The sequence below is a fragment of the Paenibacillus borealis genome (assembly GCF_000758665.1).
GTDB lineage: Bacteria > Bacillota > Bacilli > Paenibacillales > Paenibacillaceae > Paenibacillus_AQ > Paenibacillus_AQ borealis.
Genome location: NZ_CP009285.1, coordinates 5,959,066 through 5,976,893 on the forward strand (window position 1 = coordinate 5,959,066; position 17,828 = coordinate 5,976,893).

Genomic DNA, 17,828 nt, shown 5'->3' on the forward strand with positions numbered 1-17,828 from the left:
CTGCATTCAGCTTGGCAACACGGCGTTCGAGTATATCACTTTATCCGCTGACGGCTAAGGCCTTGCATGCCGAGTAACAACTCTCGATTTCACTAGCGCCAGGCTCAGGCTCCTTTCGTTCTGTTGTTTCTTACGGACATCAGAGCCTTTATTTCCCCCAAAAGGACACATCAAGCGTGCTAACGGACCGTAGCGACCATAAATCCTGGTCCCGCCGGACGTGGGCGATATGAGGAATTTAAAGGGATAAATCCCTTTAGTCCCGCCGGATCTGCTGCTCGGTTAGGAGCAGCAGGAGCTTACCGTTATTTCCCTGTAATGACAATTGTGCTAACCCGGGTATGCATGTACAATATACGAAGTTAATGATTTGAAGCCCGGACAGGAGAATGCGGATGAAGAAACCAAGAATCAAATGGCTGGGTAGCCGGAGTGTATTGCTGACCTGGACCTTATCCTATATGGCTGTTCTGCTGCTTCCGGTTATTCTGAGTTCGATTGTATACTTTCAGTCCAGCAAGATGCTCGCCGACGAGATACATCTGGCCAATAACTCCCTGCTCAAGCAGCTGCGTGAGAATATGGATAAGCAGCTTGAAGCGGTCAACCGGCTTAACTTCGAGCTGAATTGGAATACCAAGTTCAGGGAACTGGTCGATCAGCACAAGTACTCCATTTTTCCGGAAGATTATATGTACGATCTGTACGACGCCACGAAGGATATGTCCTTATATCAATCGGCTTATGCCGAAACCGGCTTGTTCTATATCTACCTGGCATCACGGGATACCATTCTGCTCCCCGGCGTTTACCGGAATACGAGATTTGCCTACGCGGAGCATAATGCCTCCGGCACCTTAAGCTATGAAGCATGGTTAGATATCCTCCGGCAGAACAAATTCAAGGGCTATGTACCGATGAACCGTACGACCGAGAACGGCGTTTCCGTGAAAGCGCTCGCATATGTCAGCACCTATGACTACGAGGACGGCAAGCCGTCCGGAGCCAATGTGATTATGATCGACAACAACAAAATATTATCCTCCCTCATGAATATTGAAGCGTTCAGCAAGGGGCATGTGCTCATCACCGACTCCGACAACCAGGTGCTGGTATCCAGCTCCAATACAGATCTTCCGGCACAATTGCCCTTCGGCAAGCTGACCGGCGACAGCGGAATGTTCATCTGGGAGTTTGGCGGGGAGCGGTACGAAGTCTTCTCTATACAGTCTGCCGAATCCGATCTCCGCTATATTTCCATGATTCCGAGTGAAGTCTATTGGCAAAAGGCGGAGCTGGTCCGCAGACTGACCTTACTAAGTATTATGGCCAGCCTGCTGGGAGGCGGGGGATTAACGTATATTTTCCTGCGGAAGAACTATAACCCGATCCGGCGGATTGTACATGCCTTCAGCAGCAAGACAGCCCTCCGGGAGAAAGGCTCCAATGAATTCCTGTTTATCCAGCAGGCTGTGGACAGCACGCTGAGTGAGCTGGACCATATGCTGCTGGAGATGAAGCGGCAGAGTTATTCGCTGCGTTCCAATTACATCCTGCGGCTGCTCAAGGGCAGGCAGGACGATGAGCTTCCTTTGGCGGAAGCCTTAGCCGCCTTCGATATTCAGCTCCTCTCCGGGGATTGTGCCGTTCTTCTATTCTACCTGGAGGATCTCGATGTCTTCCTGGAGCGTGTCCAGGGCAAAACCGCTGCCCAGAAGCTGCAGCTGCTGCATTTCATTGTGAATAATGTGGTCGAAGAGCTTGTAAGCGTTAAGCACAGGGGTTATATGGCTGAAACGGATGATGCCATGCCTTGTCTGGTCAGCCTGTCCCCTGCCTCCCCGGATGAGCACAATAGCGATCTGCTGCAGGTGGCCCGTTCCGCGCAAGAATTTCTTGCACAGACGTACAATATCTACCTTACGGTGTCGGTCAGCCGGGTTCATCACGGAATCCGGCAGCTTCAGCAGGCTTATCAGGAGGCCTTGGATGCCATGGAATATAAGCTGGTGATGGGCAAACAGGAGATTCTCTCCTATGAAGAGATTGAGCGGAACATTACCCGTCCCGATACAGATTCCGGTTACTTCTATCCCCTTCAGCTGGAGCAGCAGTTAATTAATTATGTAAAAGTAGGCGATTTCCAGTCGGCTGTTACCGCCTTGGACGATATCCTGCAGCTGAACCTGTCGAATCACCCGGTAAAGATCCCTTTAGCCCGCTGCCTTATGCTCGATCTGGTAGGGACTTTGATCAAGAGCATCGGTGAACTTGGACCCGCGCAGGATAATATCCTGCTGCAGAATCCGAAGCGCATCGACAGGCTCTCTTCTGCAGAGACGTTAGCTGAAATGCAGGAGCAGCTGAAGTCCATGCTTAAGGAAGCCTGTGAATATGCCGGGGCCAGACGGCTGCAGAATGTTCAGGAGAACCGTAACCGGGCCTTGAATGACCTAATCAGCGGGGTAACGGCATTTATAGACGGACATTTCACGGATCCGGGCTTGAACGTCTCCATGCTGGGGCAGCACTTTGATCTGAAGCCTACTTATCTGTCGAAGCTGTTCAAGGAGCAGTCGGGGGAAGCCCTTTTGGATACGATCAACAAGCAGCGGATCGGCTGGGCCAAGCAATTGATTCAGGAGCAGCGGCTGACGGTCAACGAAGCGGCGGAGAAGTCAGGCTTTAATGATGTTGGCACCTTTATCCGCACCTTCAAGAAGATCGAGGGGATCACCCCCGGCAAGTATAAAGAGGTCACCGAAGATTAACAGTGCCCCTGCCCGTCACCCAACCGTGGCGTACAGGGGTTTTTGGGCATTCTGCAAGGACTTCAGCCGCGCCCGCAGAGCAATCGCCTATCGTTTTGTGCATTTTGCCGATACCCGCAGCAGCTTTTTCAACCGCATTGGATGTACTGCACATATACAGCAAACCGGGGCCGACCGTATAGTTATGGCATGAACCCCGGCACCACAGCGGGTTCTTACAACTACTAATGGAATCAATTGAGGAGGTTAACAAGAATGAGGAGAACAAGCAGAAAAATAATGTTTTCGCTCATGGCATCCCTGATTGCAGGCACCACGCTGGCAGGATGCTCCGAGAACAAGGCAGGGAATAATACCCCTTCCGGCTCAGACACAGCATCAGAATCAGCAGCGGTATACCCGATGAAAACAGACAGCACACTCACTTATTGGGGAGCATTGCCTAACAATCTGACCGGGGTGAAGTCTGCGCATGCAGAGGTTCCCTTTTATCAGGAATGGCAGAAACGCACTGGGGTTACAGTAGATTTCACCGCACCTCCGGCTAACCAGGTCGACGAATCCTTCAACGTGATGCTCGCTTCCGGAGAATTGCCTGATATGCTGGAGTACAACTTCTTCAACTTCCCCGGCGGCCCGGAAAAGGCAATCAAGGACGGCTACATCATGGAGCTGAATGACCTGATCGACAAATATGCTCCGAACTACAAGAAGTATCTCCATGAGCATCCTGAGGTGGAGAAAATGGTCAAGACAGACAAGGGCAGCTATTACTCGTTTCCTTTTATCCGCGGGGATGAATCGCTGCTTACCTTCCAGGGGCCGGTGATCCGCAAGGACTGGCTGGATGAGCTGGGTCTGCCCGTGCCCGAAACCATCGATGAATGGACTACTACTTTGAAAGCGTTTAAAGAGAAAAAAGGGGCCGCGGCACCGATCTCCTTCGTCGCCAAACCGCGTGTGTTCAATGAACTGGGCAACGGCGCTTTCATCGGGGCGTTTGGTGTAACCCGCGATTTCTATCTGGAGGACGGCAAGGTTATATTTGGTCCGGCAGAGCCGGGTTATAAGGACTTCCTTAGCCTGTTCAGGGGGTGGTATGCTGACGGACTGCTGGATAAAGACGTGGCCACCGTCGATTCCAAGGTGATGGATGCCAATATTACATCAGGGCAGACCGGGGCTACCTGGGCCAATGCAGGCGGCGGTATCGGGAAATGGCAGCCGATCCTTAAGGGAGCCGATCCGCAGGCTTCCATTGTCGCGGCCCCTTATCCGGTGCTGGAGAAGGGCATTACACCGAAGTTCGGCCAACGCGATTATGCCTTCTCTACCGGCGGGATGGTGGCGATCTCGGCAACGTCCAAGAATGCGGAGCTGGCGGTCAAGCTGCTTGATTACGGCTACAGCGAGGAAGGCAATAAGCTGTTCAACTTCGGAACAGAGGGTGTCAGCTACACCATGGAAGACGGTTATCCGAAATTTACGGATCTGCTGATGAGCAATCCCGACAAGCTGGCCCCTGCACAAGCCATGTCTCTCTACATTCGCGGCAATACGATGGGTCCCTTTGTCTCCGATAAACGGGTCTCCGAACAATACCTGAACCTGCCGGAGCAGCAGGCCGCGATACCTATCTGGCAGAAGACGGATATGGCCAAATACCAGATTCCGCTGTTAACTCCAACTCCGGAGGAAAGCGCTGAATATGCCAACATCATGGCGGATGTGAACACGCTGGTCGATGAAATGACACTGAAGATTATCCTTGGAACTGAGCCGCTTGAGGCTTATGACAAGTATCTGGAGAAGCTGAATTCCGTCAAGCTCCCGCGTGCCATTGAGATTAAACAGGCCGCACTGGAGCGGTACTTGAAGCGCTAAACTACAGCCAAGCCGGGAGCAGCACGTTGATCGGCTGAAGAGCTGCTCCCGTAAGGAGGAAAAGAGAAATCATGTCCAAATTAGCTCCTATGACCGGCGTTCAAACTTCTGTTAACAACAGCTTTAAGCGACGTTTTATCCGTGATTTTAAGCTGAACAGACTGCTGTATATCATGATGATTCCTGTCATCCTCTACTATGCCGTATTCCATTACGCACCGATGTATGGGGCGATTATTGCCTTTAAGGATTTCTCCCCGATGAAAGGGATTATGGGCAGCGACTGGGTAGGATTTCAGCATTTCAGGGATTTCTTCTCCAGCTATTATTTCTGGCGTATTCTGGGTAATACCGTTCTCATCAGCGTGTATTCTATTCTGTTTATGTTTCCGGCCCCGATCCTTCTGGCTCTGCTGATCAATGAAGTGAGAAATCAGAGCTTCAAACGGATAGTCCAGACCTTCTCGTATATGCCCTACTTCATTTCACTCGTCGTCATTTGCGGTATGATTACCGACTTCACCAACAGCAACGGGGTCATTAATACACTATTCTCCTGGTTAGGGTATGACGGAACCGCCATGCTGCAGAAGCCCGGCCTGTTCCGCCCGGTTTATATCCTGTCCGAAATCTGGCAGAAGATCGGCTGGGAATCCATAATCTACATTGCCGCCTTGGCCGGTATTGACCAGGAGCAGTATGAAGCCGCCCGGATTGACGGTGCCAGCCGTCTGAAGCAGATGCTGCACATTACCCTGCCGGGAATTCTGCCTACGATCACCATCATGTTCATCCTGCGGATGGGCAATATGCTGAATGTCGGCTTCGAGAAAATCATTCTGCTCTACAATCCTGTAACCTATGAAACAGCTGACGTCATTTCTTCCTTTGTGTACAGAAAGGGCTTGCTGGAATTCGGCTGGAGCTATAGTTCAGCAGTCGGCTTGTTTAACTCGGTTGTGAATCTCATTCTATTGATCTCGGCCAATTATATCAGCCGCAGAGTCAATAAAACCAGCCTTTGGTAGGAGGAAACCGTTATGCATGCCGAAACCGGCCTGAGAAATAAAATCTTTGATTACACCATTAACACCGTGCTGATTCTCCTCGTTATCGTAACGTTATATCCGCTGTTATATGTACTGTTCGCCTCCTTCAGCGATTCCGCGCAGCTGGTTGCGAGCAAGGGATTCCTGTGGAAGCCGCTGGGCTTCAGTCTCGAAGCTTACAAGAGCGTGTTTAGCAATCCCGGCATTATCAAAGGTTACGGCAATACATTGTTCATTCTGGTCTTCGGTGTCACCCTTAACATGCTGCTGACTGCCATAGCAGCCTACGTGCTGTCGAGAAGAAATGTAATGTGGAACAGCGCCTTCACGCTGCTGATCGTGTTCACGATGTTCTTCCACGGAGGTCTGATACCGATGTACCTGATCGTAAAGGGCGTCGGATTAATTGATTCCATCTGGGCCACCATCATACCGTTCGCTGTCAGTACCTTTAACCTGATTATCATGCGCACCGCATTCTCGGCGATTCCCGAGAGCCTGGAGGAATCGGCCAAGATCGACGGCGCTAACCATTTGACGATCCTGTTCCGGATCGTATTGCCTTTGTCCAAGCCGGTTATAGCTGTAATGGTGCTCTATTATGCCGTCGAGAAGTGGAATGCGTGGTTCTATGCATCCATCTTTCTGAGGGACAGAGACCTGTTCCCGCTGCAGCTGGTGCTCCGGGAGATCCTGATTGCCAATTCAACAGACAGCATGTCGGCAGGAGCAAGCTCGGCGGATCAGTTCATGATAGGAGAAACGATTAAATACGCCACCATTATCGTGGCAACGGTGCCCATCCTGTGTGTGTATCCCTTCGTCCAGAAGTATTTCGAGAAGGGTGTAATGATTGGTGCGGTGAAGGGGTAATAGAAAGTCGAGACTCCAGCCGGGTGGTTCGGACAGGCGGATACGGGAATAGAATCGCAGGAATGGCAGGGTTCTCCCGGCTATTATGGGGACTGGTTCCTTATTGAGCCGGAGGGGCTTGCCAGCGGGATAAATCCCGATTCCCCGGCATGAAGACACTCACTAGAATGTTCTGTAAAATATACAGCCTTCCCGCCGGTCAATCTCCTGCATCCCCAGCTTGGACAGAACCTTAATAGACGGAAGGTTATCCTCCAGACAATCCGCTGTTACAGCGTTTACTCCATGTTGCGCCAGACCCCATTCCAGCAACGCCGGGACCGCTTCAGATGCATATCCCTTTTCCCGCTGCGCTTCAATAATGGCGTAGCCTATGTCAATCACACCATGCTCATCAGGAGCGCCTTTGAATCCCCCATCACCTACAACGGAATGATTCTCTTTACTGATAAATAACCAGGCATCGAAGCCGTCAGGGACTGGATGATCCGCCAGGTTCCCTAGAATCATTGGCAGAATATCCTTGATATCTGCCTTTTCCGGCCACGTATCCGTCCTTACCGCCCCCAATAACTCATAAGCCGAGTGATCATGACCGATTATTTTCCGCACAAAATCATAAGTCATCGGAACTAAACGGAGCCTCTTGGTTTCGATTATTACATTACTTTGGGTCACAAGATGACCTCCCTCAACACATAAGGATCAACAAAGCAGATCATATCAGATTATCAATTGAAATAAACTGTAAAGTTTGATTTCAAAATATGTGTACAGCAATCCGCTCGTGTTACGGGACGTTCTTTGGCTCCCCTCCTTCAAGGAGTCCTGGAATTCCCCTGACTACCAGGACAGGTTTGAACACATCTGGAGTCTAATCAAACAGGGGGTTTGATGAGAACCACCATAAATGCCAACTTTGTTTCAATGAGGAATGAGCGGGGTAAATTCAACTCAAAGTTACCTTTATTACATTTTAAGTATCTGACAGACCTTCAAGCCGAAGGTCTATTTTTTACGACAATATAAACTTTTCTAGGGAGGCCGCCATGCATCGCGTAAATCTGAACCAGGAACGATTTAACCAGCAGGTCATTGATAATGCTTCCTTTGGAATCGCACTCGTTGGACCGGATGGTGGGATATTGACTGTGAATCACGCCATGGAACGGATTTTTGGCTATTCCGGGGCAGAGCTTGATGGTATGAAGCTGGAAGACCTTTTTAATCCCGATGATTTGGGAAATATTCACGACCTCAAGGAACTCATGGGGGACCGAACAGTTATACAGCTTGAAACGCGGTTTCTTTCAAAAAAAGGTGAACCTATGTGGGGAATGCTCACTCTCACCTTTTTCAGCGAAGATGCGGATCATCCATCATATTACATTTGCCAGATCGTTGACATTACTAAGCAAAAGGAATCGGAGCAACACCTTCAGGAGTCCGTTGAACGTTACACTTCGCTAAAAAAGTACAACCATGATTCCGTCATTTCCTTTGGCCTCGACGGCCGGATCATTAACGCTAACAGTATGGCAGAAAAATTAACCGGCTACTCCATCGAATCCGATCTGATCGGGATGGAACTGGCCACTCTGATCGGACAGGAAAGTGTCCAGAACATTCTGGACAGAGCTCTGTACGATAAAACGGTTGATCAGCACATCAACTCCCTTTACGTCAAAAATGGCGAGGTCGTAGAAGTGCTTACCAGCATTGCACCGATTTACGTAAATAATCAAAATATCGGCTTCTATCTTATATGCAAAGACATTTCCGAGCAGAGACAGCTGATGCTTGCCAAGGAAGCCGCCGAATCTACAAACAGGGCTAAAAGCGAGTTCCTGGCCATGATGAGCCATGAAATCCGCACTCCGATGAACGGGGTTGTAGGCATGACGGATATTCTGCTGGATACCACCGAAGTTACTGAAGAGCAGCGGAGCTACCTGGAAATTATCCGTAAAAGCGGTGAAACCCTGCTTAATATTATCAATGATATCCTCGATCTTTCCAAGATTGAAGCAGGCCGGACTGAACTGCAGGAGCATACCTTCGATCTGCGTAAATGCATCAAGGACAGCTTTGCCGTCATTTCCATGAGTGCTGCCCAGAAGCAGCTGGAGCTCTCCAGTACTATAAATCACGATGTTCCCGATTATGTATACGGAGACAGCGAGCGTCTAAAGCAGGTGCTTCTCAACCTGCTCGGCAATGCCGTGAAATTCACCCCGAGCGGCAGCATCTCCGTAAAAGTGAAGCTTGTCCGGGAAGATCCGTCCATGCTGGCCTTCACGGTGACAGATACGGGCATTGGAATTGATCCCGCCCGGCTTACCGATATTTTCGAACCCTTTTCACAGATTGACAGTTTTATGACGCGTAAACATGAAGGCACCGGACTTGGCCTTGCCATCAGCCGCAGAATCATCGGCATGATGGGCGGGGAGATTTATGCGGAAAGTGACGGCACAAGCGGCTCTTCCTTCACCTTCACCATCAAGCCCAAGCAAGCCGCAGGCCCTCACACCCACGAGGCTTCCATAAACAAGCTTGCTGACACACGCAAGGTTAGCATTCTGCTTGCTGAAGACAATTATATCAATCAGCTGGTGATGACCAAAACACTTGAAAAAATAGGCCACAGGATTATTACCGTCACGAACGGGATAGATGCTGTTGAAGCCGCATGCAAAGAGCCGTTTGATCTCATTTTAATGGATCTGCATATGCCGATTATGAACGGTTTCGAGGCGGTAAAGAGGATCAGAGAAGAGCTTAAGGAGAAGAGTCCGCCCATTATTGCGGTTACAGCAAATGCCTTGAAGGGGGACCGGGAAAAGTGTCTGGCGGCAGGGATGGATGAGTACGTCAGTAAGCCTGTAAAGCGGGAGGTCATTCTGAAGCTTATCAACCAGTTTGTCAACTCCTCAAGCTTATAGAAAATAATCTGATACAGCGCAAGTTCAGCAGACTTCTGGGCATGCTAACCCTGTTTGACATTAAATCATAAAGGAGCTTACTTATGACTGGAATTCTAGGCGGCAATGCCAAAGATGAACCGATGCATTATGGAGAGATCTACAATGTATGGCAAGCCTCAATGGTAGCCAAAGGCGCACTATCATGTTATAGGGCCTATATGTATCATGCGGGTGACCATGATCTCAAAAAAATATTAGGGACTTTAATTGATCAGGCGGAGCTGGAGATCAGTGAGTGCGATTCGCTGCTGGCAGATCAGGGCCTGGCCTCGGCACCGGTAATGCCGAACCGGCCTGAAGCGAAGCTGGAGGATATTCCTGTAGGTGCAAGATTCACAGATCCGGAGATTGCCGCCAAACTTGCTGCGGATATCGCTACCGGGCTGGTGGCTTGCAGCATGGTAATGGGTCAGTCCATCCGGGAGGATATCGGCGCCTTATTCGCTAAATATCACCTGACCAAAGCGGCAATCGGCCTTAAAATTATGCATCTGACCAAGAAAAACGGCTGGCTCATTCCTCCACCGCTTCAGGTAAAAAGACCGGAGACGGTTAAGGCATAGCTTAAGCTTAGCAGAAGGGAAATTGTTTAAGACGAAGGCCCGCGTTTCCGCGGGCCTTCTTTTTTGGTTGTCCTACAATCCCCTTTTTCAGAATACGCTTAAATATGAAGGGGGAGGATAATATTAACGTATTTATAGGTTATATCTTTCTCGGGCTTTCTCTCTCCGCACCGATTGGTCCCATTAATGCCGCACAGCTGGACAAGGGGCTCCGCGGAGGGTTCCTGCACGCCTGGTCCGTCGGACTTGGTGCCGTCAGCGCCGATATTATTTACATGCTGCTTGTCTATTTCGGCATGATTCATTTGTTGGATGCACCGTTTGTCAAAGCTTTTTTGTGGCTGTTCGGGTTCTTTGTCCTCGTCTATACAGGTGTGGAGAGCATCCTAAATTCCGGGGAAATTTCAGCAACAGAACTTAGAGGAAATGATGCCTCTCTGTTTAAATCCTTTTTGTCCGGGTTCATGATGTCACTGTTCAATCCCCTGTCCATCTTGTTCTGGCTGGGCATTTATGGTTCGATATTGGCCAAAGCGGCAAGCCAGTATCCAATGCACCAGTTATTGCTGTACAGCGGAGCCATCATCCTGGGAATTCTGCTCTGGGATGTAACTATGGCAGCCGCCTCCAGCATCTTCCGCCAATTTATGACGGTCCGGGTATTACAAGTGATCTCTGTATTGTCCGGTCTGTCGCTGGTCGGATTCGGCTTCTATTTCGGTGTACAGGCTGTGCAGCTGCTCTTTCTTTAAAGCTTGCTCCTCCGCATCCGGATGCCCTTAATCCGGAACCCGGGGCCGCCAGCCAGAGAGTGGTGATCATTCGTTTGTCCGTCCAGTGAGCACTCCTTAACGGAGTTGCCTGTCTTATTACGGAAATGTTGAAAGATCCAGTCACTTAAGGCAATTAGCGAAACAATCAGCAGACTGATATAGAAGCCGGGACGGCTGAGCCGGTGAAACAGTGTGCCCGTTACAGCTGCCCCAATCAGTATTAAGCCCGTCCAGCGTTTCACACCGCTTAGCTTGGCCGGCTTCAGCAGTCTGCCGGAGGAGAGCAGAATAAAGGACCAGTTATACAGGATCATCAGTCCCGCAGCCGTAGTGATGTATTCATATACTTTGCCCGGCAGCCACAGTGACATCATAATAGCACCGGATAATCCGGCAGCAATCAGGCACAAGGCGTTGAACGGATATTTCTTCTTCCATTTCTTCGAGAATAGCCGGGGGGCATCGCCTTCCTGGGCCAAGGTCATCATCATGGAGGTAATGGCATACAGTGATGCAGTCATCGTAGAGAAGCCGGCTATAATCAATACTCCGTTGAACAAATGAGGCACGAAAGCCAGCTGGTCGCTGCGGAGTGCCAGCACAAACGGACTTTCCTTCGGATTAAACGCCCCTGCAGGAACCATGATCACAGCAAGACCGATCGACAGGACATACACCACAGCCAGTGCCAGCAGCATGACTTTTCCTGCTTTGGGTGCATCTTCAGGTTTCTGTAGCCTGAACGCCATAATGCCGAGCACCTCAATGCCGCCATAAGCATAGAAAGCAAAAATAAAAGCTGACCATAATCCGGTCATTCCGGAGGGAAACAGTGCCGGATAATCCAGCGGAACCTTCGGGGTGTATTTGCTGCCGCCGATCCAGCCGGCCAGAAGAGCAGCCGCAAGCAGCAGAAACATCACAATGGCCGCTACTTTAATGATAGCCAGCACATTTTCAACCCGGTCGAATCCTTTATTGCCAAAGAAGACAATGCATAAGCTCAAGACGGCAAACCCTGCTGCAAACATCCACATTGGCACAGCCGGGAACCAGAATCTTGAGAAAATAGACAAGGCGGTGAGCTGGCTGCCCATAATGAGCAGCTCTGAGAACCAGTACACCCAACCGCTCCCGAATCCGGCCCAGCTGCCGAATGCCTGTTTGGCATAGGAACGGAAAGAGCCCTGTTCAGGATGTTCTGCTGTCATTCGCGCTAATGCGTCAAATACAACATAGGTGCCTACAGCCGCTAAAATATAAGCCAACAGCACCGCGGGCCCGCCGATGGAGATTGCCAGGCCTGACCCGAGGAAATATCCGGTCCCTATGGTTCCTGCAACCCCCAATAAGCTCAACTGCCACCATTTCAGCTTCTTGTCTTCCTCCGCCTTACTTGAAGTCTGGTTCATTCTTTCCGTCCTCATCACTTCAGAATTTGAGATTTCTCTCCAATTCTAGAATTCCCTTTACCTCCATATTCATGAATTTATATTGTATCCGGCACTGGTAATCCGAATACCGGCAGTCCGTCTTCTCCCCAGGCCAAAGGCTGGACACGGGTATGTCGGTTAGGGTCATTCAAGGGATCTCCCTCTATGTCCTTATAATTTCTGGCGTGATAGACGAGCAGATCCTCAGTTCCATCAGCTGTCACTGTAAAGCTGTTATGTCCAGGACCGTACTGGCCGTTCTCCTCGCTTGTCGTAAACACTGGAACCGGGGATTTCGTCCACGAGCCGGAGTCCAGCAGATCGCTGTCATCCGGCGCGGTTAGCAGCCCCATGCAGTAATGGTGGTCGGTGGCGCTGGCAGAATACGTCAGGATCATCTTGCCGTTCTTTTGTAATACAGCAGGCCCTTCATTTACACGGTATCCGACCGTTTCCCAGTCATATTCCGGCCGGGTCAGCAGGACTTGCTCACCTTCCAGAGTCCATGGATTAGCCATCTTCGAGATAAACAGGCTGGAGTTCCCCTGAACTGAAGGGTCCTCCTGCGCCCATACCAGGTACTGCGATCCCCTATGTTCAAAGGTAGTGGCGTCCAGCGAGAACGTATCCCAAGCGGTATAGATTCTCCCCTTCTCCTCCCAGCTTCCTTCCAGCGGATTGCCGGAATCATTCTCCAGCACATACAGACGCTGCGCAAAAGGAGCATCATCACTCCCGGCGGAGAAATAGATGTACCACTTCCCATTGATGTGATGAATTTCAGGTGCCCAGACATATCCGCTCATAATACCGGAGATATGCTTCGTCCAGATGACGACAGGCTCGCTGGCTGTAAGTCCGCCGATTGACACGGCTCTGCGGAGCTCAATCCGGTCATATTCGGGAACCGAAGCGGTGAAGTAATAATAGCCGTCGCTATGCCGGTAAATGCAGGGGTCTGCCCGCTGAAGGACCACTGGGTTTGTGATTGTTTCATTCATTATATAATTCAGCCTCCTGAGTGATTTGCTTGTTAGAGCTTCAACTGCTGCATCAGCCCGTCTGCGCCGAACTCCAGCGGATCAATACAGGTTTCACGGTGAATTCCTTTGTAATCGTTGAACCGGGTTAACGGTGTCACGAACCGGTGATAGGCAATCCAGTATTGCCCGGTATCCGGGTCACGCATGATCGAATGGTGGGCGGTGCCGAGCATGCTCTTGTCCTTATTCTTGCTGAGAACCGGATAACGGTAGGTCACGGGTCCGTACAGTTGCTCTGCTGTACCATAGTTGACATGGTAATCTTCGCTGCCCGTATCGTCACAGGACCAGGTAAAGTGATACAGTCCGTCCCGCTTAAGTACGGTAACTGCTTCCCGGAAGTCGTATAATCCATCCAGATTTCTCATCGTGTCTTCATTGACCGTTACCATATCCGCACCGAGCTCCACGATCGCCGGATGACTGTTACCAAACAGCAGATAAGCTGTACCGTCATCCTCCACGTAGATGGACGGGTCAATGGCCTGTCCTATGACCAGACCAAGACGTTGGATCTGTTCCATGGTAATTAGCGGCTCCGGCTGCGCGCGGAACGGGCCCACAGGAGTGTCGGCGACCGCAACGCCGATGGCACTTTCCCCATCCGGCTTTTTGCCGCAGAAATAATAGAAATAACGGCCTTCCTTGCTGGCGATGGCCGGAGCCCAGGCACTGCCGACAGCCCAGGGTACATCCTCCGCCGCAAGATCGAGAATAACGCCTTCATCCTGCCACAGCTTGAGATCCGCTGATGAGAATACATGGAACTGTGTTCCCGACCAGCCTGTGAAGCCATCTGTTGTAGGGTACAGATAGTAGCGGCCGCCGAACTTCGCCAGATCCGGGTCAGCGAATTGTCCCGGCAGCACCTGATGCCCGTCTCCGAAGGCTGCCAGCAGCAGGCTGCATTCTCCGGCGGTAATCGGAAGGACTCCGCCGTGGCGCTTTTTGCTTACGCCAAGGTCGAACTCCCCGTCTGCAAGCACGCGGAAATCGCCGTTCTTAAGATCTGTCGTCAGCAGGGGAAGATACCCCTTCCCTTCCGCATAACGGTCCACAATCAGGCACCATTCCCCGCGGTCGTTCAGCTTATAAATCTCCGGACCTTCCACGCCCATGATGGCCTCCAGAACCGGTGCATCCACAAAGCTGAAGGCGTCTTTATCCAGCGACGCACCTTGCTCCACCCGGATATTCTTGGTCGTCTCATCCTTGGAGAAGCGGTAGTACATTCCGCCATCTGCGATAATCGTCGTATCAATAATATGGTTGTCACGTTCAATGTATTTCTCAGCCGCTGTGAATTCCCGGAAATCCTTCGTGCGTGCACTGTATATTTTGTGCTTCCGTTCACTCTCATGCGGCTCCTGGGTAGCAGAAGCCCAGAATACGAGAAATTCATCTGCGGCCTCATCGTAAATAGCTTCAGGAGCCCAGACACATCCGGCACCTTCCACGCCAACCGTGACTGCCCATGGCTGTGACCAGTTCACCAGATCGGCGGATTCCCAGACGATAATATCACGGCTTCCGGCCTCCACCGCCGCACTCCAGCCCTTGCCGCTGGCAATGCGCAGATCGGTGGCGATCAGATAGAATTTACTTTCCTTCGGCGAACGGACGATAAAGGGATCTCTGGCTCCCTTCTCACCGAGCTCCGAGCGCAGAACAGGTTGACCCGCGTTCAGGTCCTTAAAGTGCAGGCCGTCCTCACTGTAGGAGAAATAGACCTGTTCGCCATCCGGCTGCTCTCCGATGAAATGAACTAAGAGATAACCGGTGTATGCGGGTATGGATTGAGACAAGATAAGCCCTCCTTAGGGATTTCAGATTTATGAATGTTGTCGCTTTATTCTGAGCAATGTAACGGATTGGCCCGGGAAGTCATAATCGAAGCCGGTTCCTTCGAAGGCTATAGCCCGGGTAGAAGGGCTGACCTTCAGCGGATCAGCGAAGCTGTTCTCAGCATCCAGCGCTACTCCCGACAGTTCATGTACTTCTGCTGTATATGAAGCGGCCTTCAGCTCCTTCAGCTCAACCCGGACGGACAATGGGGTATCCAGCACATTCACCGCTTTGACGATTACATCTCCTGAAAGGTCTTCCACGCTTGCCGTATAGTACAGCGGCTGAATCTCAGGTAAGCGGTCTTCCGCCCGGTTAATCTCAATGCCATTGATTGCTGCCGTAATCAGGCGTCCTGAAACATGCAGCTCCAGTTCATAATCCGTGTCATTCTCCACCGTGAACAGGCTCTGGGTCAGACATGAACCCCGGCCGCCGGAGACCGCGCTCAGTATACTGTCCTGATTCTGCCAGCCGCCGAGCTCCCAGTTCAGCCGGTTCATTCCGTCCTGCATGCCGAAATAGATCAGGAATCCGCGCACGCCTCCATTTTTGCTGGCGGTCAGTTTGAGCGTGTAGTCACTCCAGTCCGTGTCATCCAGAGGGAAGGAGCGGAGTCCCTCCTCCTTACTCGCAGCCGCTTCCGTATCGTCCAGTTCAACAATCTCTTCTATTACTCTTCGCTCGCCTGTAAGGTTATTCGTCAGAGTAATGTTCCGGTAAGTAACAGCAGACTTCTCGGCAGCCAGCACAATACTTCCCTTGACTGGTTGCTGAAGCGCTTCGGGCTGCCCGGGCAGATGCTCGGCCTCAATATGCAGCAGCCGGTCTCCCTGATGATTCATGAACAGCTTCTGGACGTAGTAGTTCGGTGTGCCGAAGACCTGGTGGTTATCGAACCAGATCATATCCGGCTTCCAGTTCACATAGTCTACATTACACAGCATCGGCGCGTAACAGGCCAGACCGACTGCATGGGCATTCTGCTCCAGCCGGGTCATGAATGCAGCCTCTACCAGTGCATTATAGTAGGTATTGCCCCAGGAAGCGTATTCACCAAGAAACACCTTAGGTTCGTCTGCCTTGAACAGGTCGTACCGGTCCATATTTGCAAGGAACCATTCCGGCGACTGGTAATAATGCTCGTCCACCAGATCCGAACCGTGCTCTCGTGCCGAAGCCCAGCCCCGTTCATATTCGCCGCCTGCCGCGAACGGCCCGCTGCTGTTAATCACCTGCATATCCGGATAACGTTCCTTGATCGCTTTATGGAAATACGGGTAGCGCTCGAAGAACGGCTCCCCGACCTCTTCGTTGCCGATCGCAATATAATCCAGCCCGAAGGGCTCGGGATGGCCAAGCGAGCTGCGTACCGCTCCCCATTCGGTAGAAGCGTCTCCTCTGGCGAATTCGATCACATCCAGCGCATCCTGAATCCAGGGTCCCAGCTCGTCAAGGGGAACTATGCGCCCATGATGGGGGTCGTAGCCGCCGGGCAATACGGGAATGGCTTTGGCCCCGATATCCTCGCAGAACTGGAAGTATTCGTAATAGCCAAGGCCCAGTGTCTGGTTATAGCCCCAGTTATTGCGCCGCGGCGGCCGCGAGGTTACGTCTCCGATTGTTTTCTTCCAGCGGTACATCGAATTCCGGTCATCCGGGTTCAGCGAGCCGTCATGCACGAGACAGCCGCCGGGAAACCGCATGAATTTGGGCTTCATATCCGCCAGCAGCACCGCAATATCCTCCCGCAATCCATTGCGGCGGCCAAGATAGGTCTTCTCAGGGAAGAGCGACACCATATCGAGTTCCAGTCTGCCTGCTCCCCCGGTCAGAATCACCAGCCTGCAGGAGTTATCGGTGGAAGCTGCGGTAAGAACCGCTTCATATTTCTGCCACCCGGCAGAATCTACAGTGATAACTGCCGATGCAGTCACCGCTCCCCCGCTATCCTCAATAAGAACCTGCACAGGTGTGCCGAAGCTCCCGCTGCGCCGCATATATACAGAGAAGAGATAATTCTCGCCTGCCTTGACCGGAATGCCTGTATTGAAGCCCGCATTAGACAGCCCTACTCCGGTGCCCGGCTCCAGAATTTCGATTACCGCATAGTGGGGATTCTCCGGATGAAATGGAGATTCGTCCTCCACACTTAAGCTGGCCCGGCCGCCCCCGCGTTCAACCTTCTCCCAGGCCGTCAGCGGATGGTAATCATGACGGTCAACCGGGTCAAATTCAAACGAACGGTTCTGCACCAGTTCGGCGTACAGCCCCCCGTCTGCCGCATGATTCAAATCCTCGAAGAAAATACCGAATAAATCCCCAAGCTCAGCCCCTGTCTGTTGCGTATACACATTCAGTTTCGGTTTCGTGTCCATGGATGGATTCCTTTCAACAAACTAATTTAGTTAATATTTATATTAACTTTTTCATAATTATATTAATATTATAGTTACTAGAGAGTTATGCAGTCAATGCTCTATTCCTTGAGAACATGAATGAAAGAGACTAGTAATAATTTCAGAATCCTCAATTTAATTAATATATAAATTACGGTTACTTCAGCGGTCGAAAAAACGCCTTCCCATTCATATTGAACGGGAAGGC

The 17,828-nt window shown here is 51.1% G+C and carries 12 protein-coding genes; 7 read left to right on the forward strand and 5 right to left on the reverse strand.

What is annotated here, in order from left to right:
- Positions 1–395 precede the first annotated feature (395 nt).
- The 4 genes from PBOR_RS25335 (at position 396) to PBOR_RS25350 (ending at position 6,577) form a co-directional block, all read left to right on the forward strand.
- Positions 396–2,771 (forward strand): helix-turn-helix domain-containing protein, encoded by a 2,376-nt coding sequence (locus tag PBOR_RS25335; protein ID WP_042216473.1) that lies wholly within the window; start codon positions 396–398, stop codon positions 2,769–2,771.
- 291 nt (positions 2,772–3,062) lie between these two features.
- Positions 3,063–4,655, forward strand: coding sequence for an extracellular solute-binding protein (locus tag PBOR_RS25340; RefSeq protein WP_245647903.1), 1,593 nt, complete (start codon positions 3,063–3,065; stop codon positions 4,653–4,655).
- 71 nt (positions 4,656–4,726) lie between these two features.
- Positions 4,727–5,683, forward strand: a complete 957-nt coding sequence (locus PBOR_RS25345) for an ABC transporter permease (protein ID WP_081972180.1) — start codon at positions 4,727–4,729, stop codon at positions 5,681–5,683.
- Between the two features lie 12 nt (positions 5,684–5,695).
- Positions 5,696–6,577, forward strand: coding sequence for a carbohydrate ABC transporter permease (locus PBOR_RS25350; RefSeq protein ID WP_042216476.1), 882 nt, complete (start codon positions 5,696–5,698; stop codon positions 6,575–6,577).
- Positions 6,578–6,739: 162 nt separating this feature from the next.
- Here PBOR_RS25350 and PBOR_RS25355 read toward each other — a convergent pair whose 3' ends face one another.
- A complete protein-coding gene (locus PBOR_RS25355; RefSeq protein WP_167549571.1) occupies positions 6,740–7,255 on the reverse strand; it encodes a GNAT family N-acetyltransferase in 516 nt (171 codons plus the stop codon).
- A gap of 371 nt (positions 7,256–7,626) precedes the next feature.
- Between PBOR_RS25355 and PBOR_RS25360 the strand changes: the two genes are divergently transcribed.
- From PBOR_RS25360 to PBOR_RS25370, 3 genes are all read left to right on the forward strand, one after another.
- Positions 7,627–9,522 carry a PAS domain S-box protein gene (locus tag PBOR_RS25360; protein ID WP_042216480.1) on the forward strand — a complete coding sequence of 632 codons (1,896 nt, stop codon included), beginning with the start codon at positions 7,627–7,629 and terminating at the stop codon, positions 9,520–9,522.
- A gap of 83 nt (positions 9,523–9,605) precedes the next feature.
- Positions 9,606–10,127 (forward strand): DUF3231 family protein, encoded by a 522-nt coding sequence (locus PBOR_RS25365; protein WP_042216481.1) that lies wholly within the window; start codon positions 9,606–9,608, stop codon positions 10,125–10,127.
- A gap of 104 nt (positions 10,128–10,231) precedes the next feature.
- Positions 10,232–10,879, forward strand: coding sequence for a LysE family transporter (locus tag PBOR_RS25370; RefSeq protein ID WP_099052491.1), 648 nt, complete (start codon positions 10,232–10,234; stop codon positions 10,877–10,879).
- Here PBOR_RS25370 and PBOR_RS25375 read toward each other — a convergent pair.
- The 4 genes from PBOR_RS25375 to PBOR_RS25390 all read right to left on the reverse strand — a co-directional run bounded on the left by PBOR_RS25375 (position 10,876) and on the right by PBOR_RS25390 (position 17,599).
- Positions 10,876–12,312: an amino acid permease gene (locus tag PBOR_RS25375; RefSeq protein WP_081972181.1), complete on the reverse strand. Its 1,437-nt coding sequence runs from the start codon at positions 12,310–12,312 to the stop codon at positions 10,876–10,878. The two genes, PBOR_RS25370 and PBOR_RS25375, sit on opposite strands and share 4 nt — an antisense overlap.
- Positions 12,313–12,389: 77 nt before the next feature.
- Positions 12,390–13,334: a glycoside hydrolase family 43 protein gene (locus tag PBOR_RS25380; protein WP_042216483.1), complete on the reverse strand. Its 945-nt coding sequence runs from the start codon at positions 13,332–13,334 to the stop codon at positions 12,390–12,392.
- A gap of 32 nt (positions 13,335–13,366) precedes the next feature.
- Positions 13,367–15,181 (reverse strand): glycoside hydrolase family 43 protein, encoded by a 1,815-nt coding sequence (locus PBOR_RS25385; RefSeq protein WP_042216485.1) that lies wholly within the window; start codon positions 15,179–15,181, stop codon positions 13,367–13,369.
- 27 nt (positions 15,182–15,208) lie between these two features.
- Positions 15,209–17,599: an alpha-L-arabinofuranosidase C-terminal domain-containing protein gene (locus PBOR_RS25390; protein WP_042216486.1), complete on the reverse strand. Its 2,391-nt coding sequence runs from the start codon at positions 17,597–17,599 to the stop codon at positions 15,209–15,211.
- Positions 17,600–17,828: the final 229 nt, after the last annotated feature.

What these genes read in the sequence shown, in the direction of transcription:
- PBOR_RS25335 (WP_042216473.1), top strand. Translation starts at nt 396, where the DNA reads ATGAAGAAACCAAGAATCAAATGGCTGGGTAGCCGGAGTGTATTGCTG.
- PBOR_RS25340 (WP_245647903.1), top strand. Translation starts at nt 3,063, where the DNA reads ATGGCATCCCTGATTGCAGGCACCACGCTGGCAGGATGCTCCGAGAAC.
- PBOR_RS25345 (WP_081972180.1), top strand. Translation starts at nt 4,727, where the DNA reads ATGTCCAAATTAGCTCCTATGACCGGCGTTCAAACTTCTGTTAACAAC.
- PBOR_RS25350 (WP_042216476.1), top strand. Translation starts at nt 5,696, where the DNA reads ATGCATGCCGAAACCGGCCTGAGAAATAAAATCTTTGATTACACCATT.
- PBOR_RS25360 (WP_042216480.1), top strand. Translation starts at nt 7,627, where the DNA reads ATGCATCGCGTAAATCTGAACCAGGAACGATTTAACCAGCAGGTCATT.
- PBOR_RS25365 (WP_042216481.1), top strand. Translation starts at nt 9,606, where the DNA reads ATGACTGGAATTCTAGGCGGCAATGCCAAAGATGAACCGATGCATTAT.
- PBOR_RS25370 (WP_099052491.1), top strand. Translation starts at nt 10,232, where the DNA reads ATGAAGGGGGAGGATAATATTAACGTATTTATAGGTTATATCTTTCTC.
- PBOR_RS25375 (WP_081972181.1), bottom strand. Translation starts at nt 12,312, where the DNA reads ATGAACCAGACTTCAAGTAAGGCGGAGGAAGACAAGAAGCTGAAATGG.
- PBOR_RS25380 (WP_042216483.1), bottom strand. Translation starts at nt 13,334, where the DNA reads ATGAATGAAACAATCACAAACCCAGTGGTCCTTCAGCGGGCAGACCCC.
- PBOR_RS25390 (WP_042216486.1), bottom strand. Translation starts at nt 17,599, where the DNA reads ATGGACACGAAACCGAAACTGAATGTGTATACGCAACAGACAGGGGCT.